Origin of the sequence: Escherichia sp. MOD1-EC7003 (genome assembly GCF_002965065.1) — a bacterium.
Lineage (GTDB): Bacteria > Pseudomonadota > Gammaproteobacteria > Enterobacterales > Enterobacteriaceae > Escherichia.
In genome coordinates, this window is record NZ_PTRE01000061.1 from 1 (window position 1) to 20,488 (window position 20,488).

The window sequence follows — 20,488 nt, forward strand, 5'->3', positions numbered from 1 at the left end:
CTCTATGCCAGTTGCAGCCTAAGAAGTGGGAAGCCTCGCCGTTTACGGCGGGGAGCAGTCACCAGCAGAAAGCGCCAGAACCAACGAAAAAAGAGAACATGTTTCCCATTTTGCGAGGCGCTTTCCAAATCGCCCGCTCAGTCCCCTCGCGCCCCAGTACTAAAACCACTATTTTGCAAATCTGTGATCTCCTTCACTCTCCAAAAAGGCGGTGATCTCACGGTGTGGATCCACTTTCTGTTTTCGCTTTTCTGCCGTTAGCACTCGCTATTTCGGCATCTCTTCTTTTCACTTTTTCAGTTTGTCATTTTCATTTGCGGTCAACCGAAAGTTCTGGAGTTGATTTTTCCAGGCTTCAACGCCGTTGTCGGGTTCACAAATTCACTTCTTTTCTTCTGATGTAATGCATTCAAAAGAAAATGAAAGTTTCAAAATGCAAGAATGCAACGAAATACTTTTTCAGGGAGCGATTAACATGCTAGATAGCTTAAGACGCCGCGAACAAATCATTGATTTGTTATGTGCCCAGGGAAGCGTTCGAGTAGAGCCACTCAGCATCCATTTTGGTGTCTCATCGGTCACGATCCGCAATGACTTACGGTATCTGGAGCAAAAAGGTTGCGTCATGCGTTCCTATGGCGGTGCCGTGTTGAATCAACACTTTGCGCTCGACAGACCCTTGCAGGATAAAGATCGCCTTAATCGCGATGTTAAAGTGCGAATTGCCGAAAAAGCAGCCAGTTTTGTCAAAGATGGCGACACGCTGATTCTCGATTCAGGATCGACGACTACCCTGATTCCACCTTTATTAAAGGGTCATCGCGATCTGGTCGTCGTGACCAATGCGCTCAATATAGCCTGGGAACTGGCCAGTTTTGAGCGTGTGGATGTCATGATCCTTGGCGGCAATGTTCGTCAGAGCGTCTACTCACTCTACGGCCCGTCGGCAGAACAACAACTCAGGCAGTATCGTTTTGATAAGTTGTTTTTGGGCGTTGATGGTTTCGATCTGGAAGCGGGGATTACGACGCCACATCCAGGAGAAGCACACCTGAACCAGGTGATGTGTCAAGTTGCTCACGAGATAACCGTTGTGGCTGATTCCAGCAAATTCGGCAGAAAAAGTTTCTGCATGATCAATGAAATCAGTGAGATTGATCGGGTGATCACCGACAGCGGCATTCCGACTCATTACCGCCAGGCTTTAGCGCAACTCGGTGTCGATGTGGTCATTGTGGATGAATAAACAAACTGGCTGGCGAATGTATTTCGCCAGCCACAGTTTTTTAGTGCGCCAGCGCACCATGTTCGAACTGTAACAGTGCTGCGCCGCGTACACCGCTGGTAGCACCGTGAACGGCAGGAAAGACTTTTGCTGGCTCCAGCCCCTCAAAGAGGTAGCGTGTCATCGCGTGAGGCAGTTGCGCATAAATTTCCTCAATATTAGAGACGCCACCGCCGAGGACAAAAGCGTCTACATCAAGAATCAACTGCAACTGCGCCAGCGTGCAGCCCAGCATATCGATCCACGCGTCAATGGTGACTGTCGCGTTAGGTTCACTGTCACGATAGCGTTCCAGTAGCGTCTCCATAGTGATCTGTTCGTTGCAAAAATGTTTGTGCAGCCAGAGTAATCCTGGGCCTGACTGGTATCTCTCCAGGCATCCCTGCAACCCGCAACCACATTTCAGTTCAGGTAAGTGATAACGACGCATAAATGTCGCCGGAAGCGGCAGATGACCGAACTCACTAGCCATACGATTACGGCCACGATACAACTGACCATCAATGACGAAACCGCCGCCCATACCAGTACCGATAATTGCACCAAATATCCGCGAAAACTGACGCGCCTGCTCGGTGTGTGCTTCAGATAAAGCAAAACAACAGCAGTCATTGTCCAGTTCTACCGGGCGGTTGAGTCGGTTAGTCAGATCGTTCATGACCTGGCGGCCAGTCAGACAGGGAACGTTGGAGGACAGTAGCTTGCCAGTACGCCGATCCATCAATCCCGGCATACCAATACCTATCTTACCTTGTGACCCTGTAGCCCAATCGGCGGTATCAATGAGCGAAGTAAAAGTCGAAAGAAAAAGTTCGTAATCCTGAACTGGCGTGGCAACACGCTTGCGCCAGCAAACCTGGAATGCTTCATCGAAAGCGACGATTTCAGTTTTCGTTCCACCAATATCAATGCCGTAAAACATGCCTAATCTCCTCCGGCGTTACAGCGCAACCAGACAATTTTCCTTGCGAGCGCGTTCTGCGGCAAAGACCATCAAGTGACTTTCAAGGGATTCATCTGGTCCGGAGAGGATCAAATTTTGATCGCCTGCCATCACCGCATGGATAAAGCGGTCCATCAGATAGTAATCGCCACCGCCATGCCCACCCATTTTGGTTTGCGTACCCGCCTCGATCTCTTCAACCTCGTAACACGTTTCTTTATCGGTAAGAAAATCGAATACCCGAATAGTCTCGCCATCGCCTTCCAGATAGCCTTTCGTTCCGAAAAGGCGGGTTTTGCGATCTTCCATTTTGGTAAAAGCCGTCATGGTAAAGGTGACTGTTTGCTGGTGGGCAAAACGCAGATTCACTACCTGGTGATCGACGACATCGTTATCGCAACGGTAAACACAGCGGCCATAAGGGCCATCGCGTAGCGCCTGGCGTACATTTTCTTCGCTGGGATCGGCTGTCAACACGCGACGGAAATGTGGCGTACATTTGTGATTTTCGCCCAGATAGATTTTGCAGGCCGACCACGGGCAGGTGTTTTCCACCTGACAATCAAGGCAGCGATCGGCTGCGCCAGCCGGTTGATTTTGTTTGACAAAGTGGCTCAGATTGCCAAACGAACCGACATCTTTGCAGTTATCGCCCACGATATAGCGGATCCAGTCCAGATCGTGACAGGATTTTTGCAGTAGCATAAATGAGGATTCTGCTTCATTACGCCAGTTGCCCCGGACAAAAGAGTGTGCCTGATGCCAGTATCCTACGGGTTCGAGATGCTGCATGCTGACGATTTCACCAATAACACCACTGTTGAGGAGTGATTTCAGTTTTTGGGTGTAGCGCGTGTAACGTAGTACATGTGCGACAGCCAGCAAAACATTATTCCGCTTCACTTCATCAATGATAGTCTGGCAATCTTCTGCCGTGGGAGCGATCGGTTTTTCCAGCAGGATGTGGTAGCCGAGCCTGGCAAAAGCAATGGCCGGTTCTTTATGCATATTGTCCTGGGTGCAGATAAGCACAACGTCAGCCATTTTGGGGTGCGCTGCCGCTTCTTTCCAGTCGGTAAATACTTTTTCAGGCACAATATTATGTTGTTTAATAAATTGCTGGCGATAGTCATCTCTTGGTTCTGCGACGCCAACAACCTGCATTCTGTCAGGGTGTTCAAGGGCATAACGTGAATATATTTCGCCGCGCGCACCGGCACCCACCACTAATACGGTTACTTTATTTGCACACATACTAACCTCTCATAGTGCCTTTTATTTGTGCTATTAAATAGCAAGGCATTTCAAGTCTGAATTATTTAGTTAAATATTTTTGTTAATAATTAACCGATTACGCCCCAGCTAAATTTCCCTCGTGCTGCTGATCAAATAAAAACGCGGCATCAAGATTAAATTTAACCCGGATAGCTTCACCGGGTAACGGACTCCATTCTGGCGAAGAGTTAATACGCAATATCATGTGCTGCTCACCAATATCGAAGTGGAGGAGATCTTCATTTCCCATACGTTCAACGTTAGTTATATGGGCATCGAATGCGTCGGGGTCCTGCTCTTGCGCCAATAAAATCGCTTCCGGACGGATGCCAAACCAGACGTTGTTATGAGGATACTGCTGCAGTTGATTGGCTAAACGTGTATTAAGCGGTAGCAGGATGTTGTCTGCCAGACGAAGTTTATGCGCGTCTTCCATCACCGGTAGCAAGAGAATATTCATAGCCGGATTGCCAATAAAACCGGCGACGAATTTATTCTTCGGTTGATGATAAATATTGCCGGGAGTATCCACTTGCATAATACGGCCACTGTTGAGTACACAGATGCGATCGCCCATGGTCATGGCTTCAATTTGGTCGTGCGTCACGTAAACCATCGTAGCACTCACACCCTCATCGCGTAGATGGCGGTGAAGTTCGGTCAAACGAACGCGCATAGAGACGCGCAGTTTGGCGTCAAGGTTTGACAGCGGTTCATCAAACAAAAATACGTCAGGTTTACGGACAATTGCCCGACCAACAGCCACGCGCTGACATTGCCCGCCGGAAAGCTGACCGGGTTTTTTATCGAGTAAATTTTCGATCTCCAGCTTTTGCGCCGCTTCCCGCACACGGGTATCGATCTCCTGTTTACTCATTTTCCCTTGTAAACTGAAGGCCATATTTTTGTAGATTGTCATATGCGGATACAGGGCATAGTTCTGGAAAACCATTGCCACGCCGCGCTCTTTTGGCAGCAAATTATTAACGCACCGTTCACCAATTGTGATTTCGCCGTCTGAAATATCTTCCAGCCCGGCAATCATGCGAAGTAAAGTTGATTTCGCACAACCCGACGGCCCGACAAAAACCATAAATTCGCCATCATTGATTTCAAGATCCACATTATGAAGTGCCTGAAATCCATTCGGATAGACTTTGTTTACCGCTTGTAATTTTATGCCTGACATAACAATGTCCCTTATCCTTTAATTCCGGCACCGGCGATGCCACGAATGAAATAGCGCTGAAAGAAAATATACAGTAAAAGCATCGGAATAATCGCTAACAGTGCACCCGCCATTAACATGGGATATTCCACACCAGAACGGCCAGACAGAGAAGCCAGCCCAACGGGCAACGTCATTTTATCCATAGAAGTATTAACAATGAGTGGCCACATTAAGTTATTCCAGCTCCATAACCCATTAATGATGACACAGGCAATAAGCCCCGGTTTTATTAATGGCAGCATAATTTTGAAGAAAATGGTCAGATAATTATAGCCATCCATTATTGCTGCTTCTTCCAGCTCTTTCGGCACGGACAAGAAAAACTGGCGCAGCAAAAAGGCGCTATAAATACTGAATAACCCTGGCAATACCAGGCCCGGAATTGAATTCAAAAGCCCGATTTTTTCAATGGCCAAAAATTGTGGAATTAAAAAGATCTGCCCTGGTACCATCAGAATCGATATACACAGCATAAAGACCATATCACGCCCCCAGAAACGCAGGCGCGAAAAACCGTAAGCAGCCATTGCTGCCACCAGTGTCTGCAAAATGACAATCAGCAGCGTGGCGATAATCGAGTTAAAGTAAAAACTGCCAAACGGCATTTCATGCAAAATCTTATAGTAAGCCTGAAAACCCGGTTCAGCAGGTAACAGAATAGGTGGAAAAGCGATACTCTCTGCCTGAGTTTTAAAGGAGGTAATGGTCATCCAGATAAACGGCACCACCGTGAGTAACGTCGCCAGGATCATCAGGCCGTAGATCAGCCATTTTTCGCGTTTCGTCATGAACATTGTGGTTTTCTCATTGTGCTTTGAGTCGTTTGCCAAGCCATATTTGCAGCAGCGTCAGTACCATCGTGATAACAAAAATCACAACAGCGATGGCCGAGGCATATCCTTTTTCATTGTAGATAAATGCATATTTATAGAAGAGGTAGGCGATGGTCATTGTTTGGTCGTCCACCATTGATGAACTGCCAAAAAGCAGATAAACCACATCAAAGATTTGCAGCGTCTCGATGAATGAGATCACCAAAACGAAGAACAGTGTTGGGATCATTAATGGTAAAGTAACCGACCAGAAGCCGCGTAGTTTACTGATGCCGTCGAGAGACATCGCCTCGTAGACCTGTTTTGGGATACCCTGGAGTCCGGCAAGCAGAATAATCATCTTCAGCGCAATCGCTGACCAGATAATGACCAGTGATGCGCTTAACCGGACAATATCGGGATCGGATAACCAACCAACAGACGGAATATTAAAGAAAGCCAGGATTTGATTAATGAGGCCAAAATTGCGATTCATTAACCACTGCCATACCATGGCAATTGCTGCGGGCATGGTCACTGCCGGGAGAAATAACAGGGTACGGAATAACCACTGGCCACGAATGGCTTGATTCAAGCCTATTGCCAGCAATAATGAAAGAATTGTGATAATGGGTACACAAATTATGACATAGGCCAGTGTGTTGTATATCGCAGAACGAAATTCTTCATCGTTGAACAGATTAATGTAGTTATCGAGGCTAATTGTATTCCAGATTTGGAACTCACCAAGATCGGTAAAACTGTAGAAAACATTCTGGAAGAAAGGGATGAAGTAAAAAATAATTAATCCTGCTAATAAGGGTAGGATCATTATCCAACCCCAGAAGCGTTCTTCCCGTTGTAATTTGTTAAGCGATTTACTTTTAGCTGGTTTCGCCGGTAATTGCAGGGGTGCGGCTTCATCTGAATAACTCATACAGACTCCGGGATGCGTCAATAAACGTGATAACTCCGATGGAAGCAGTGAGGGAGCCAGGCTCCCTCTCCTTTATTTTTGCATTTCACGTTCTACACGTTTTGCAACACCAGGCATGATTTTTTCAGGATCATTTCCCATCCAGACTTTTTTCAGTCCGTCATTGAGAATGCTATTCCATTTAGCCGTATTTGAACCCGCGGTTGGATATTTATGGGAGAATGCCAGGGAATCGATATACGCAGAAACATCGATATTCTTGAATCCTTCTGCCCACTGTCTGGCGACTTTTTGATTCGCCGGAATAACGACTCTCCCCATTGCCAGCGTTTGCTGCGCATGCTCGGAACTCATAAATTCAATAAACTTCCAGGCTGCATCTTTATTGGGACTTTTTGCTGACATGGCAAAAGCGAGACTGTGAGAAACGCCCGCCTGTTGAGCCATTTTGGGCATCTGTACCACGCCAATATGATCTTTGATCAGCTCATTTTGTGAGAACGGAAGCGCCCACCATGAACCGGCATAAACCATCGCTATTCTGTCAGACTGGAAAATATCCGATGCCTCCATCTCTCCTGGCGGCTGGATTAATTCCTCCTTCAGCATCACCTGTAACTGGCGATAGACATCGAGTGCTTTATCATTCGCAACGTCAGTTTTACCCTTGGGCAGGACGACTTGATTACCCACCTGGAACAGAAAGTTAAAATAGCTGTCCTGCCCGCTACTGAATTCCAGCGCCAGCGGATAAGATTGTTTATCCAGTCCTTTACGCAATTGTGCTGATTTTTGTTTTAAATCATCCCATGTCCAGTTTTTATCCGGATATGTTACGCCTGCCTGATCAAAAAGTTTTTTATTGTACCAGACTGCAATAGCATCAATATCTCGAGGTATGGCATATTGTTGAGATTGATACTGATAAGCTTCGACAGAGCTTTTAACAAAATCGTCAAGTTTGGGTGATGCACTATCTTTCAAATATCCACTTAGTGGCTGTAGCATACCGTTCTTCACATATTGCTGGAAGTTAGGCATATTCATCCAGAATACATCCGGCGCGACATTTCCACCTACGGCTGAACTTAATTTAATAAAATATTGATCGTAGGGAGTTAACTCAATTTCAACTTTAATACCAGGGTTGTTTTTTTCAAATTCGGTAACCAGTCGTTGTTCTCCTGGTAGCTGGTTTCGATCCCACAGTGTGTAACGTAATTTAACAGGCTTAGCATCAGCCTGACCTTCAGCGCTCGCAACAACAGGTGCAGCCAGTAAACAAGAAATCAGGCACGCCAATGCGACATTACTTTTATTCAGGGTATACATAACGTCCCTCTTATATTGGGTAAGAATGTCTATCAGGTAAATTAAAAGAACAAGAGAATAATCTGTTTAGTAAAGCCGAAAGTCAATTGGGCAAAAAAGAGCAAATTATCGTAACAAAAACACTCTTTCTTTCGGTAGGTTTCACTTTTATAAAAACGAAAATATAGCTCTAATTAATCAATGCTTAAACGCGTGTTTTTTCAGTAAGTTATGGTGATGTTTGTACCGGGAAACGAAAAATATGGGGGGAGGAGAAAATTATTAAAAACTGCGAGCGGAATCACTTTCTTTATTCCCCCGCAACAAATATATGTACTTACTTTGCTTAAATCTTTCCCTCTGCGTCCTGCTAAAAAAGCATAAAAAAAGCATAAAAAAAGCAAAACATGACACTAATATCATGTTTTGCCAGGTATTTTTAAAAATGCCAACTATCAGGTCACTGGTGCCGGGTTAAATACCGCCAGTTGGTTATGCAAACCCCATTGATCGGAGAAGGTTTTCTTCTTCCCGCTGGCGACGTCGAGGATAAAGTGGAACAGCTTCCAGCCTACGTCTTCAATGGTCTCTTCGCCAGTTGCGATAGTGCCTGCATTTATATCCATTAAATCAAACCAGCGGTTCGCCAGCTCGGTACGGGTCGCCATTTTAATGACGGGGACAGCCATCAGACCGTACGGCGTGCCGCGACCGGTCGTAAACACTTGCACGGTAATACCCGAAGCCACCTGTTGAGTTCCACAGACAAAATCGCTGGCTGGCGTCGCGGCGTAAATTAATCCGCGTTTAGTCGGGCGTTGACCGGGCGACAGCACTTCAACTATTGCGCTTTTACCCGATTTAGCAATGGAGCCGAGTGCCTTCTCCACCACGTTTGCCAGACCGCCTTTCTTGTTGCCCGGTGAAGGGTTAGCGCTGCGGTCGGTTTTTCCCATATTGAGATAGTTATCGTACCACTCCATCTCCTCCAGCAGCCGTTTGCCGACCTCTTCGTTAACCGCGCGCGGCGTCAGTAAATGAATCGCGTCGCGCACTTCCGTTACTTCAGAAAACATCACTGTTGCGCCACAGCGCACCAGTAGATCAGACGCATAGCCAACCGCCGGGTTTGCCGTGACGCCAGAAAACGCATCGCTGCCGCCACACTGCATACCAACCACCAGTTCCGAAGCCGGACAGGTTTCTCGCTGCCGTTGATTCAGCTTGTGCAAATGGCGTTCGGCGACCTGCAAAATATCCTCGACCATGGACTGAAAACCGACATGTTTCTCATCTTGCAAACTGACAATGCTGGCGCTTTCCACTGGAATAGCTTGTACATCATCCGTTCCAATCAACAGGCGTTCAGGCTGCAACTTTTCACAACCCAGACCAATTACCATCACTTCGCCGCCAAAGTTAGGGTTCAGCGAAATATTGTGAATGGTACGAATAGGCACAACTGCCGCCGGTGCGTTAATTGCTACGCCACAACCGTACAAATGATTCAGCCCCACCACGCCATCGACGTTCGGGTATTTCGGTAGCAGATCGCGTTCAATGATTTTTACGACGTAATCCACCACGCCTGCCACACAATGGACGCTAGTGGTGATGCCGAGCAGGTTTTTGGTGCCCACGCTGCCATCGGCATTGCGATAGCCCTCAAAGGTGTATCCTTCCAGCGGCGGTAAGGGTTCCGGGACTTTGGTTGCCAGTGGCAGCGTGTGTAACGGCGGCGCTTCCGGTAGTACAACCATTGATTCGTCGATCCAGCTTCCGCGCGGGATCGCGCGCGCGGCGTAACCAATCACTTCGCCATAACGAATAATTTCACCATTAGCCGGAATGTCCAGCAATGCGACTTTATGCCCCTGGGGAATATGTTCAATTAATTCCAGCCCATCTGGAAAACGCGTTCCTGCTTTCAGGCCATTATCATTAACAATGATTGCTACATTATCTGTATCGTGAACTTTTATATAAAACGCAGTCGGCGTTTCTTGTCTGATTTCGATGTTGGCCATTGTGCAATATTCTCCAGCCAGGGGTTATTAAAATGAGGACCTGGTCTCATTTAAAAATAAATGACTTCATTGGGTGAAATAAGAATGTCAGGAGTTTAAACGCAGAAATGTGATCAATGTCAATCATTTCAGGGATTGCAGTGCCACCCGGCAAGGTAAAGCGCAAATCTGTGCTTTAGCGCGCAACCTTATGTGCATATGCTCAAAATAATATTTAAATAGCCTTGATTAAATTAGCATTTGCACAATGATTATTATTCGCGCGCTGCTTATACTAATTCTGAGTTCAATGTCGTAACGGCATAAATAAAACTCATAAATAGCACCTTCCCCATAATAATAAAAATCAGTATAAGTATCCGAGGTTATTAAAATGATTCTGGACACCGTTGAAGAAAAAAAGAAAGGCGTGCATACCCGTTATTTAATATTACTGATTATTTTTATTGTTACCGCCGTTAACTACGCCGATCGTGCAACGCTGTCTATTGCGGGTACTGAAGTGGCAAAAGAGTTGCAGTTAAGTGCGGTTTCGATGGGGTACATCTTCTCCGCTTTTGGCTGGGCCTACTTGCTGATGCAAATCCCCGGCGGCTGGCTGCTTGATAAGTTTGGCTCGAAAAAAGTTTACACCTACAGCCTCTTTTTCTGGTCGCTGTTCACCTTCCTGCAAGGCTTTGTTGATATGTTCCCGCTGGCCTGGGCAGGGATCTCCATGTTCTTTATGCGCTTTATGCTCGGATTTTCGGAAGCGCCATCATTCCCGGCGAACGCCCGTATTGTCGCAGCCTGGTTCCCGACGAAAGAACGTGGTACTGCCTCAGCCATCTTTAACTCAGCGCAATATTTCTCACTGGCGCTCTTTTCGCCGCTGCTTGGCTGGCTGACTTTCTCCTGGGGCTGGGAGCACGTCTTTACTGTTATGGGGTTGATTGGTTTTGTGCTGACGGCGCTGTGGATCAAGTTGATTCATAACCCGACAGATCACCCACATATGTCTGCGGAAGAGCTGAAGTTTATCTCTGAAAATGGCGCGGTGGTCGATATGGACCACAAAAAGCCGGGCAGTGCGGCAGCAAGCGGTCCCAAACTGCATTACATCAAGCAATTGCTCTCTAACCGCATGATGCTGGGCGTATTTTTCGGACAATATTTTATCAATACCATCACCTGGTTCTTCCTCACCTGGTTCCCAATTTATCTGGTGCAGGAAAAAGGCATGTCGATTCTGAAAGTGGGCCTGGTCGCCTCGATTCCGGCACTGTGTGGTTTTGCGGGCGGCGTGCTGGGAGGTGTCTTCTCGGATTATCTGATCAAACGCGGTTTGTCACTGACCCTGGCACGTAAGTTACCGATTGTGCTGGGAATGCTGCTGGCTTCCACCATCATTTTATGTAACTACACCAACAACACCACGCTGGTGGTCATACTGATGGCGCTGGCTTTCTTTGGCAAAGGATTTGGTGCGCTGGGCTGGCCGGTGATTTCTGACACCGCGCCGAAAGAGATTGTTGGCCTCTGCGGCGGCGTCTTTAACGTCTTTGGTAATGTTGCCTCCATTGTCACTCCACTGGTGATTGGCTACCTGGTCAGTGAACTGCACTCCTTTAATGCAGCTCTGGTTTTCGTGGGATGTTCCGCGCTGATGGCGATGGTCTGCTACCTCTTCGTGGTTGGCGACATTAAACGTATGGAATTGCAGAAATAAGCAAAGGTATAAGCGATGAATAACGATATTTTCCCGAATAAGTTCAAAGCCGCACTGGCTGCGAAACAGGTACAAATTGGTTGTTGGTCAGCACTTTCTAACCCGATTAGCACAGAAGTTCTTGGTTTGGCTGGGTTTGACTGGCTGGTGCTGGATGGCGAACATGCGCCAAACGATATCTCCACGTTCATTCCGCAGTTAATGGCCCTGAAAGGCAGCGCCAGCACGCCAGTGGTGCGAGTGCCGACCAACGAGCCTGTGATTATTAAGCGTCTTCTGGATATCGGTTTCTATAATTTCCTGATTCCTTTCGTCGAAACGAAAGAGGAAGCAGAGCAGGCGGTGGCATCAACCCGTTACCCACCGGAAGGCATTCGCGGCGTTTCCGTTTCTCACCGCGCCAATATGTTTGGCACCGTGGCAGATTATTTCGCGCAGTCGAACAAAAACATCACTATTCTGGTCCAGATTGAAAGTCAGCAGGGCGTAGATAACGTCGATGCTATTGCCGCTACCGAAGGCGTAGACGGTATCTTCGTCGGCCCCAGCGATCTGGCTGCGGCATTAGGCCATCTCGGTAATGCCTCGCACCCGGATGTACAAAAAGCGATTCAGCATATTTTTAACCGTGCCAGCGCGCATGGCAAACCCAGCGGTATCCTCGCGCCAGTCGAAGCCGATGCGCGTCGTTATCTGGAATGGGGGGCGACGTTTGTGGCCGTCGGCAGCGATCTCGGCGTCTTCCGCTCTGCCACTCAGAAACTGGCAGACACCTTCAAAAAATAACCACCACCGCAACAAGAGAGATGATTGATATGACTATGAAAGTTGGTTTTATTGGCCTGGGGATTATGGGTAAACCAATGAGTAAAAACCTTCTGAAAGCAGGTTACTCGCTGGTGGTTGCAGACCGTAACCCAGACGCTATTGCTGACGTGATTGCTGCAGGTGCAGAAACAGCTTCTACGGCTAAAGCGATCGCTGAACAGTGCGACGTCATCATAACCATGCTGCCGAACTCCCCTCATGTGAAAGAGGTGGCGCTGGGTGAGAATGGCATTATTGAAGGCGCAAAGCCAGGTACGGTATTGATCGATATGAGTTCTATCGCACCGCTGGCAAGCCGTGAGATCAGCGAGGCACTGAAAGCAAAAGGCATTGATATGCTGGATGCGCCGGTGAGTGGCGGTGAACCGAAAGCCATCGACGGTACGCTGTCAGTGATGGTGGGCGGCGACAAGGCTATTTTCGATAAATATTACGACCTGATGAAAGCGATGGCGGGGTCCGTGGTACATACCGGGGAAATCGGCGCAGGTAACGTCACCAAACTGGCAAACCAGGTCATTGTGGCGCTGAATATTGCGGCGATGTCAGAAGCGTTAACGCTGGCAACCAAAGCGGGCGTTAACCCGGAACTGGTATTCCAGGCGATTCGCGGCGGCCTGGCGGGCAGCACCGTACTGGAAGCCAAAGCGCCGATGGTGATGGACCGCAACTTCAAGCCAGGCTTCCGTATTGATCTGCATATTAAGGATCTGGCAAATGCGCTGGATACTTCCCATGGCGTCGGCGCGCAACTGCCGCTCACTGCTGCGGTTATGGAGATGATGCAGGCACTGCGTGCGGATGGCCTGGGAACGGCGGACCATAGCGCCCTGGCGTGCTACTACGAAAAACTGGCGAAGGTGGAAGTCACTCGCTAATGACGTTGTGCCCGGTGGCGCTTAGCTTACCGGGCCTACATTGTAGGCCGGATAAGTGAAACGCCATCCGGCGTTGTGCAGCAACAGGCTATCACTATGAAAATCGTAATCGCCCCAGACTCTTACAAAGAAAGCCTTTCTGCCTCCGAGGTAGCTCAGGCGATAGAAAAAGGATTTCGGGAAATCTTTCCTGATGCGCAGTATGTTTCTGTTCCGGTTGCTGACGGCGGCGAAGGAACGGTTGAAGCGATGATTGCTGCCACGCAGGGCTCTGAACATCATGCGTGGGTCACCGGGCCTTTGGGCGAAAAGGTGAATGCCAGCTGGGGAATGTCTGGCGATGGCAAAACCGCGTTTATCGAAATGGCGGCGGCCAGTGGGCTGGCGCTGGTTCCTCCTGAAAAACGTGATCCGCTGGTAACCACCTCGCGCGGCACGGGGGAGCTAATCCTGCAAGCGCTGGAAAGTGGCGCAACCAACATTATTATCGGCATTGGCGGTAGCGCCACCAATGACGGTGGTGCAGGCATGGTCCAGGCGCTGGGCGCGAAACTCCAGGATGCCAATGGCGCTGACATCGGTTTTGGCGGTGGCAGCCTTAATAGCCTGAATACCATCGATATCTCGGGTCTCGACTCCCGCATTCAGCATTGCAATATTCGCGTCGCCTGCGATGTCACCAATCCGTTGATCGGCGATAACGGCGCATCCCGCATCTTTGGCCCGCAGAAAGGGGCTGACGAGGCGATGATCCGCGAACTCGATAACAACCTGTCGCACTATGCTGATGTGATTAAGACATCGCTGCGCGTAGACGTTAAAGATGTCCCCGGCGCAGGAGCTGCTGGCGGTATGGGCGCGGCGCTGATGGCGTTTCTTGGTGCGGAATTGAAAAGTGGTATTGAAATCGTCACTACGGCGCTAAATCTGGAGGAACATATTCAGGATTGCACGCTGGTGATTACCGGTGAAGGGCGCATTGATAGCCAGAGTATTCACGGTAAGGTGCCGATTGGTGTCGCGAACGTGGCTAAGAAGTACCATAAACCGGTGATCGGCATTGCGGGCAGCTTGACCAATGATGTTGGCGTTGTACATCAGCATGGCATTGATGCGGTCTTCAGCGTACTGACCAGCATTGGTACGTTGGACGAAGCATTTCGTGGGGCTTATGACAATATCTACCGTGCTTCACGTAATATTGCCGCGACACTGGCGATTGGAATGCGCAACACGGAGTGACAAGGGCGCGCAAACCCTCTATACTGCGCGCCGAAGCTGACCAGACAGTCGCCGCTTCGTCGTCGTCCTCTTTGGGGGAGACGGGCGGAGGGGAGGAAAGTCCGGGCTCCATAGGGCAGGGTGCCAGGTAACGCCTGGGGGGGAAACCCACGACCAGTGCAACAGAGAGCAAACCGCCGATGGCCCACGCAAGTGGGATCAGGTAAGGGTGAAAGGGTGCGGTAAGAGCGCACCGCGCGGCTGGTAACAGTCCGTGGCACGGTAAACTCCACCCGGAGCAAGGCCAAATAGGGGTTCATAAGGTACGGCCCGTACTGAACCCGGGTAGGCTGCTTGAGCCAGTGAGCGATTGCTGGCCTAGATGAATGACTGTCCACGACAGAACCCGGCTTATCGGTCAGTTTCACCTCTTCAACGAAAACCCGCCAGTGCAAACTGGCGGGTTTTTGCTTTTGGAGGGGGAGGTCGGAAAGATGAGTCACTGTCCACACGCTATACCCAAAAGAAAGCGGCTTATCGCTCAGTTTCACCTGATTTACGTAAGAAACGTTACGCGGGTTTAAGATTGTTGACAAAGTTCGCTCTATTTGTAACTTATGGCGCAATTAATTTTTGGAGCAACCAGGTAATCATCCTCTTTGAGAAATTCATATTCTCCGTAGCCCATTTATCCAGCATTACAGTAAACGAAGCAACATTCTGTGGCCTACGCGAATGTAAAGCACAGCGAAAATCCTCCTTGCTACCTTCTTCCTTCTGATCTTATAGCGATGAACACCAATTATTCGTTTTGTGATCCTTAACACAAAATGCTATTGAGTAACTATGCTGGCAGTAGAAATGATGGAAAACGATTGCATTCACAAAATGACGCTCTGTAAGAAGGGGAGGATTTTACGTTAATCAATTGTTCGATATGATCAATACCTGTGTTCGAAATTTTAAAATATTGATAAAATAAATGTTTACCCTCCAACAAATAGCGTGAAAAAATGTGACGTGTCGCATTATTTATCGCTGAAAATGATTTATTTATAATAAAAGTTGAGAATTTGCGCATTAAATTTAACTCAAATTTTGCCTGGTAATTATCCGGTAATTGCTTGAAATATGGTCGCAGTCCCTTTTTTGTATTAACCCTATAATGAATGATGTTATCGCCATAAAATATGGTTATCCCTGTCATTTTTTTTGATAAAAATCAGGGTTTATGCTGGTTTTTGTTTTTTAAGTTGTTGATGTTTATGGGTGTTTAATTAATCTGATGATGCCTGATAAAGTATTGAAAGTTAATTTGTGAGTGGTCGCACATATCCTGTTCATTTCATTTTGGTACACTCCATGCCGTCAATGAGGTAATTAACGTAGGTCGTTATGAGCACTATTCTTCTTCCGAAAACGCAGCACCTGGTAGTCTTTCAGGAAGTCATCAGAAGTGGCTCTATCGGCTCGGCTGCAAAAGAATTAGGGTTAACTCAACCTGCCGTCAGTAAAATCATTAACGATATAGAAGATTATTTTGGTGTGGAATTAGTAGTGCGGAAAAATACCGGTGTAACATTAACACCTGCCGGTCAATTGTTACTCACCCGTTCCGAATCCATTACCCGTGAAATGAAAAATATGGTTAATGAGATAAGCGGTATGTCTTCTGAGGCAGTGGTGGAGGTCTCATTTGGTTTTCCTTCATTGATTGGTTTTACTTTTATGTCCGGGATGATCAACAAGTTCAAAGAGGTGTTTCCAAAAGCGCAGGTTTCTATGTATGAAGCGCAACTGTCTTCGTTCTTACCGGCAATCCGCGACGGTCGACTGGATTTTGCGATTGGTACGTTAAGCGCAGAGATGAAGCTTCAGGATTTACATGTTGAGCCGCTGTTCGAGTCCGAGTTTGTGCTGGTAGCCAGTAAGTCCCGAACATGCACCGGCACCACCACGCTGGAGTCGTTAAAGAACGAACAGTGGGTGTTGCCACAAACCAATATGGGGTACTACAGCGAGCTGCTCACCACCTTACAAAGAAATGGCATCAGTATTGAAAACATCGTTAAAACCGATTCAGTCGTGACAATTTATAATCTTGTTCTCAATGCTGATTTCTTAACTGTAATTCCTTGTGATATGACCTCGCCTTTTGGTTCTAATCAATTTATTACCATTCCGGTTGAAGAAACATTACCTGTGGCACAATATGCCGCGGTATGGTCGAAAAATTATCGTATTAAAAAAGCAGCATCGGTTTTGGTGGAATTAGCCAAAGAGTATTCATCTTATAATGGGTGTAGACGAAAGCAATTAATAGAAGTTGGTTAGTTATTTTTTTAAACATAAATGATCCACCTGTCTGTTTTGCAGGTGTCGGTTACGGTTACCTACATATTTAATTCAGGCTAAGAGGTTTTATAATGCATATTACATACGATCTCCCGGTTGCTATTGATGACATCATTGAAGCAAAACAACGATTGGCTGGGCGAATTTATAAAACAGGCATGCCTCGCTCCAACTATTTTAGTGAACGTTGTAAAGGTGAAATCTTCCTCAAATTTGAAAACATGCAGCGTACCGGTTCATTTAAAATTCGTGGCGCATTTAATAAATTAAGTTCACTGACCGATGCGGAAAAACGTAAAGGCGTCGTTGCTTGTTCTGCGGGCAACCATGCGCAAGGGGTTTCGCTCTCCTGCGCGATGCTGGGTATCGACGGTAAAGTGGTGATGCCAAAAGGTGCGCCAAAATCCAAAGTAGCGGCAACGTGCGACTACTCAGCAGAAGTCGTTCTGCATGGTGATAACTTCAACGACACTATCGCTAAAGTAAGCGAAATTGTCGAAATGGAAGGCCGTATTTTTATCCCACCTTATGATGATCCGAAAGTGATTGCTGGTCAGGGAACGATTGGCCTGGAAATTATGGAAGATCTCTATGATGTCGATAACGTGATTGTGCCAATTGGCGGTGGCGGTTTAATTGCTGGTATTGCGGTGGCAATTAAATCTATCAACCCGACCATCCGTGTTATTGGCGTACAGTCAGAAAACGTTCACGGCATGGCGGCTTCTTTCCACTCCGGAGAAATAACCACGCACCGAACTACCGGCACCCTGGCGGATGGTTGTGATGTCGCCCGCCCGGGTAATTTAACTTACGAAATCGTTCGTGAATTAGTCGATGACATCGTGCTGGTCAGCGAAGACGAAATCAGAAACAGTATGATTGCCTTAATTCAACGCAATAAAGTCATCACCGAAGGTGCTGGCGCTCTGGCATGTGCTGCGTTATTAAGCGGTAAATTAGACCAATATATTCAAAATAGAAAAACCGTCAGTATTATTTCCGGCGGCAATATTGATCTTTCTCGCGTCTCTCAAATCACCGGTTTCGTTGGCGCTTAATTAATTCGTTGAGGATAGGATATGAGTACTTCAGATAGCATTGTATCCAGCCAGACAAAACAATCATCCTGGCGTAAATCAGATACCACATGGACGTTAGGCTTGTTTGGTACGGCAATTGGCGCCGGGGTGCTGTTCTTCCCTATCCGCGCAGGTTTTGGCGGACTGATCCCGATTCTTCTGATGTTGGTATTGGCATACCCCATCGCATTTTATTGCCACCGGGCACTGGCGCGTCTATGTCTTTCTGGCTCTAACCCTTCCGGCAACATTACGGAAACGGTGGAAGAGCATTTTGGTAAAACTGGCGGCGTGGTTATCACGTTCCTGTACTTCTTCGCGATTTGCCCACTACTGTGGATTTATGGCGTTACTATTACCAACACCTTTATGACTTTCTGGGAAAACCAGCTTGGCTTTGCACCGCTGAATCGCGGCTTTGTGGCGCTGTTCCTGTTGCTGCTGATGGCTTTCGTCATCTGGTTTGGTAAGGATCTGATGGTTAAGGTGATGAGCTACCTGGTATGGCCGTTTATCGCCAGCCTGGTGTTGATTTCTCTGTCGCTGATCCCTTACTGGAACTCTGCGGTTATCGACCAGGTTGACCTCGGCGCGCTGACGTTAACGGGTCATGACGGTATTCTGATCACGGTCTGGCTGGGGATTTCCATCATGGTTTTCTCCTTTAACTTCTCGCCAATCGTCTCTTCCTTCGTGGTTTCTAAACGTGAAGAGTATGAGAAAGATTTTGGTCGCGACTTCACCGAGCGTAAATGTTCACAAATCATCTCTCGCGCCAGTATGTTGATGGTTGCAGTGGTGATGTTCTTTGCCTTTAGCTGCCTGTTTACTCTTTCTCCGGCAAATATGGCTGAAGCGAAAGCGCAGAATATTCCAGTGCTTTCTTACCTGGCTAACCACTTTGCGTCCATGACAGGTACCAAAACAACGTTCGCTATTACACTGGAATATGCAGCTTCCATCATCGCACTCGTGGCTATCTTCAAATCTTTCTTCGGTCACTACCTGGGAACGCTGGAAGGTCTGAATGGTCTGATTCTGAAGTTCGGTTATAAAGGTGACAAAACCAAAGTGTCGCTGGGTAAACTGAATACTCTCAGCATGATTTTCATCATGGGCTCCACCTGGGTTGTTGCCTACGCCAACCCGAACATCCTTGACCTGATTGAAGCCATGGGCGCACCGATTATCGCATCCCTGCTGTGCCTGTTGCCGATGTATGCCATCCGTAAAGCGCCGTCTCTGGCGAAATACCGTGGTCGTCTGGATAACGTGTTTGTTACTGTGATTGGTCTGCTGACCATCCTGAACATCGTATACAAACTGTTTTAATTCGTAACTCAGGATGAGAAAAGAGATGAATGAATTTCCGGTTGTTTTGGTTATTAACTGCGGTTCGTCTTCAATTAAGTTTTCCGTGTTGGATGCCTCCAACTGTGAAGTCTTAATGTCAGGTATTGCCGACGGTATTAACTCGGAAAATGCATTCTTATCCGTAAATGGGGGAGAGCCAGCTAAGCTGGCTCACCACAGCTACGAAGGTGCATTGAAGGCAATTGCATTTGAACTGGAAAAACGGAATTTAAATGACAGTGTGGCCTTAATTGGCCACCGCATCGCTCACGGCGGCAGTATTTTTACCGAGTCTGCCATTATTACCGATGAAGTCATTGATAATATCCGTCGCGTTTCTCCGTTGGCGCCGTTGCATAACTATGCCAATTTAAGTGGTATTGAATCTGCCCAGCAATTATTTCCAGGCATAATGCAGGTAGCGGTTTTTGATACCAGTTTCCACCAGACAATGGCTCCAGAAGCTTATTTATACGGCCTGCCGTGGAAATATTACGAAGAGTTAGGTGTTCGCCGTTATGGTTTCCACGGCACGTCACACCGCTATGTTTCCCAGCGCGCGCATTCTTTGCTGAATCTGGCAGAAGATGACTCCGGCCTGATCGTGGCGCATCTTGGCAATGGCGCGTCAATCTGCGCAGTTCGCAACGGGCAGAGCGTGGACACCTCAATGGGAATGACGCCGTTGGAAGGCTTGATGATGGGCACCCGCAGTGGCGACGTCGACTTCGGAGCGATGTCCTGGATCGCCAGTCAAACCAACCAGAGCCTGAGTGACCTGGAACGCGTAGTGAATAAAGAGTCGGGATTATTAGGTATTTCCGGTCTTTCTTCGGATTTACGTGTTCTGGAAAAAGCCTGGCATGAAGGTCACGAACGCGCACAGCTGGCAATTAAAACCTTTGTTCACCGAATTGCCCGTCATATTGCCGGACACGCAGCTTCATTACGTCGCCTGGATGGAATTATATTCACCGGTGGAATAGGAGAGAACTCAAGTTTAATTCGTCGTCTGGTCATGGAACATTTGGCTGTATTAGGCGTAGAGATTGATACAGAAATGAATAATCGCTCTAACGCCTGTGGTGAGCGAATTGTTTCCAGTGAAAATGCGCGTGTCATTTGTGCCGTTATTCCGACCAACGAAGAAAAAATGATTGCTTTAGATGCCATTCATTTAGGCAAAATCAACGCATCCGCAGAATTTGCATAATTTAGTGAAGTATTTTAGAGAGATTATTT

At 47.5% G+C, this 20,488-nt stretch carries 17 protein-coding genes and 1 other RNA gene; 10 read left to right on the forward strand and 8 right to left on the reverse strand.

Annotated elements, in window-relative coordinates; translation table 11 throughout:
- Positions 1 to 475: 475 nt before the first annotated feature.
- Entirely contained in the window at positions 476 to 1,246 is a 771-nt protein-coding gene (gene agaR, locus A7090_RS11760; protein WP_105274189.1) for a transcriptional repressor AgaR, read from the forward strand.
- 40 nt (positions 1,247 to 1,286) lie between these two features.
- Here the strand turns inward: agaR and A7090_RS11765 are convergent, their stop codons facing one another.
- From A7090_RS11765 to garD, 7 genes are all read right to left on the reverse strand, one after another.
- Positions 1,287 to 2,207 (reverse strand): ROK family protein, encoded by a 921-nt coding sequence (locus A7090_RS11765; protein ID WP_105274157.1) that lies wholly within the window; start codon positions 2,205 to 2,207, stop codon positions 1,287 to 1,289.
- A gap of 18 nt (positions 2,208 to 2,225) precedes the next feature.
- Entirely contained in the window at positions 2,226 to 3,482 is a 1,257-nt protein-coding gene (locus tag A7090_RS11770; RefSeq protein WP_105274158.1) for a Gfo/Idh/MocA family protein, read from the reverse strand.
- 97 nt (positions 3,483 to 3,579) lie between these two features.
- Entirely contained in the window at positions 3,580 to 4,692 is a 1,113-nt protein-coding gene (locus A7090_RS11775) for an ABC transporter ATP-binding protein (protein WP_105274159.1), read from the reverse strand.
- A gap of 11 nt (positions 4,693 to 4,703) precedes the next feature.
- Positions 4,704 to 5,528, reverse strand: a complete 825-nt coding sequence (locus A7090_RS11780) for a carbohydrate ABC transporter permease (RefSeq protein WP_105274160.1) — start codon at positions 5,526 to 5,528, stop codon at positions 4,704 to 4,706.
- A 10-nt stretch (positions 5,529 to 5,538) separates the two neighbouring features.
- Complete coding sequence (locus tag A7090_RS11785) at positions 5,539 to 6,483, reverse strand: carbohydrate ABC transporter permease (RefSeq protein ID WP_105274161.1); 945 nt, start codon at positions 6,481 to 6,483, stop codon at positions 5,539 to 5,541.
- Positions 6,484 to 6,555: 72 nt separating this feature from the next.
- Positions 6,556 to 7,815 carry an ABC transporter substrate-binding protein gene (locus A7090_RS11790; RefSeq protein ID WP_105274162.1) on the reverse strand — a complete coding sequence of 420 codons (1,260 nt, stop codon included), beginning with the start codon at positions 7,813 to 7,815 and terminating at the stop codon, positions 6,556 to 6,558.
- Between the two features lie 434 nt (positions 7,816 to 8,249).
- Positions 8,250 to 9,821 (reverse strand): galactarate dehydratase, encoded by a 1,572-nt coding sequence (gene garD / locus A7090_RS11795; protein WP_105274163.1) that lies wholly within the window; start codon positions 9,819 to 9,821, stop codon positions 8,250 to 8,252.
- A 373-nt stretch (positions 9,822 to 10,194) separates the two neighbouring features.
- Between garD and garP the strand changes: the two genes are divergently transcribed.
- The 5 genes from garP to rnpB all read left to right on the forward strand — a co-directional run bounded on the left by garP (position 10,195) and on the right by rnpB (position 14,886).
- Positions 10,195 to 11,529, forward strand: a complete 1,335-nt coding sequence (garP, locus tag A7090_RS11800; RefSeq protein ID WP_105274164.1) for a galactarate/glucarate/glycerate transporter GarP — start codon at positions 10,195 to 10,197, stop codon at positions 11,527 to 11,529.
- Positions 11,530 to 11,544: 15 nt separating this feature from the next.
- Positions 11,545 to 12,315 carry a 2-dehydro-3-deoxyglucarate aldolase gene (gene garL, locus A7090_RS11805; protein ID WP_105274165.1) on the forward strand — a complete coding sequence of 257 codons (771 nt, stop codon included), beginning with the start codon at positions 11,545 to 11,547 and terminating at the stop codon, positions 12,313 to 12,315.
- Between the two features lie 29 nt (positions 12,316 to 12,344).
- Complete coding sequence (garR, locus tag A7090_RS11810; RefSeq protein WP_105274190.1) at positions 12,345 to 13,235, forward strand: 2-hydroxy-3-oxopropionate reductase; 891 nt, start codon at positions 12,345 to 12,347, stop codon at positions 13,233 to 13,235.
- Positions 13,236 to 13,331: 96 nt separating this feature from the next.
- A complete protein-coding gene (gene garK / locus A7090_RS11815; protein WP_105274166.1) occupies positions 13,332 to 14,477 on the forward strand; it encodes a glycerate 2-kinase in 1,146 nt (381 codons plus the stop codon).
- A gap of 32 nt (positions 14,478 to 14,509) precedes the next feature.
- Positions 14,510 to 14,886, forward strand: an RNA gene (gene rnpB, locus A7090_RS11820) — RNase P RNA component class A.
- A gap of 414 nt (positions 14,887 to 15,300) precedes the next feature.
- Here the strand turns inward: rnpB and tdcR are convergent.
- Entirely contained in the window at positions 15,301 to 15,537 is a 237-nt protein-coding gene (gene tdcR / locus A7090_RS11825) for a transcriptional activator TdcR (protein WP_240246285.1), read from the reverse strand.
- A 314-nt stretch (positions 15,538 to 15,851) separates the two neighbouring features.
- Here tdcR and tdcA point away from each other — a divergent pair, with 314 nt between their 5' ends.
- The 4 genes from tdcA (at position 15,852) to tdcD (ending at position 20,459) form a co-directional block, all read left to right on the forward strand.
- Complete coding sequence (gene tdcA / locus A7090_RS11830; RefSeq protein ID WP_105274168.1) at positions 15,852 to 16,790, forward strand: transcriptional regulator TdcA; 939 nt, start codon at positions 15,852 to 15,854, stop codon at positions 16,788 to 16,790.
- Between the two features lie 92 nt (positions 16,791 to 16,882).
- The gene (gene tdcB / locus A7090_RS11835) at positions 16,883 to 17,872 is read left to right on the forward strand and encodes a bifunctional threonine ammonia-lyase/L-serine ammonia-lyase TdcB (RefSeq protein ID WP_105274169.1); all 990 of its coding nucleotides are present in this window, start codon (positions 16,883 to 16,885) and stop codon (positions 17,870 to 17,872) included.
- Between the two features lie 21 nt (positions 17,873 to 17,893).
- Positions 17,894 to 19,225, forward strand: coding sequence for a threonine/serine transporter TdcC (gene tdcC, locus A7090_RS11840; protein ID WP_105274170.1), 1,332 nt, complete (start codon positions 17,894 to 17,896; stop codon positions 19,223 to 19,225).
- Between the two features lie 25 nt (positions 19,226 to 19,250).
- Positions 19,251 to 20,459 carry a propionate kinase gene (gene tdcD / locus A7090_RS11845; protein ID WP_105274171.1) on the forward strand — a complete coding sequence of 403 codons (1,209 nt, stop codon included), beginning with the start codon at positions 19,251 to 19,253 and terminating at the stop codon, positions 20,457 to 20,459.
- The last annotated feature ends 29 nt before the right edge of the window (positions 20,460 to 20,488 follow it).

What these genes read in the sequence shown, in the direction of transcription:
- tdcA (WP_105274168.1), top strand. Translation starts at nt 15,852, where the DNA reads ATGAGCACTATTCTTCTTCCGAAAACGCAGCACCTGGTAGTCTTTCAG.
- tdcD (WP_105274171.1), top strand. Translation starts at nt 19,251, where the DNA reads ATGAATGAATTTCCGGTTGTTTTGGTTATTAACTGCGGTTCGTCTTCA.
- garL (WP_105274165.1), top strand. Translation starts at nt 11,545, where the DNA reads ATGAATAACGATATTTTCCCGAATAAGTTCAAAGCCGCACTGGCTGCG.
- garR (WP_105274190.1), top strand. Translation starts at nt 12,345, where the DNA reads ATGACTATGAAAGTTGGTTTTATTGGCCTGGGGATTATGGGTAAACCA.
- garP (WP_105274164.1), top strand. Translation starts at nt 10,195, where the DNA reads ATGATTCTGGACACCGTTGAAGAAAAAAAGAAAGGCGTGCATACCCGT.
- garD (WP_105274163.1), bottom strand. Translation starts at nt 9,821, where the DNA reads ATGGCCAACATCGAAATCAGACAAGAAACGCCGACTGCGTTTTATATA.
- garK (WP_105274166.1), top strand. Translation starts at nt 13,332, where the DNA reads ATGAAAATCGTAATCGCCCCAGACTCTTACAAAGAAAGCCTTTCTGCC.
- tdcB (WP_105274169.1), top strand. Translation starts at nt 16,883, where the DNA reads ATGCATATTACATACGATCTCCCGGTTGCTATTGATGACATCATTGAA.
- A7090_RS11775 (WP_105274159.1), bottom strand. Translation starts at nt 4,692, where the DNA reads ATGTCAGGCATAAAATTACAAGCGGTAAACAAAGTCTATCCGAATGGA.
- A7090_RS11780 (WP_105274160.1), bottom strand. Translation starts at nt 5,528, where the DNA reads ATGTTCATGACGAAACGCGAAAAATGGCTGATCTACGGCCTGATGATC.
- A7090_RS11765 (WP_105274157.1), bottom strand. Translation starts at nt 2,207, where the DNA reads ATGTTTTACGGCATTGATATTGGTGGAACGAAAACTGAAATCGTCGCT.
- tdcR (WP_240246285.1), bottom strand. Translation starts at nt 15,537, where the DNA reads ATGCGCAAATTCTCAACTTTTATTATAAATAAATCATTTTCAGCGATA.
- A7090_RS11770 (WP_105274158.1), bottom strand. Translation starts at nt 3,482, where the DNA reads ATGTGTGCAAATAAAGTAACCGTATTAGTGGTGGGTGCCGGTGCGCGC.
- A7090_RS11790 (WP_105274162.1), bottom strand. Translation starts at nt 7,815, where the DNA reads ATGTATACCCTGAATAAAAGTAATGTCGCATTGGCGTGCCTGATTTCT.
- agaR (WP_105274189.1), top strand. Translation starts at nt 476, where the DNA reads ATGCTAGATAGCTTAAGACGCCGCGAACAAATCATTGATTTGTTATGT.
- tdcC (WP_105274170.1), top strand. Translation starts at nt 17,894, where the DNA reads ATGAGTACTTCAGATAGCATTGTATCCAGCCAGACAAAACAATCATCC.
- A7090_RS11785 (WP_105274161.1), bottom strand. Translation starts at nt 6,483, where the DNA reads ATGAGTTATTCAGATGAAGCCGCACCCCTGCAATTACCGGCGAAACCA.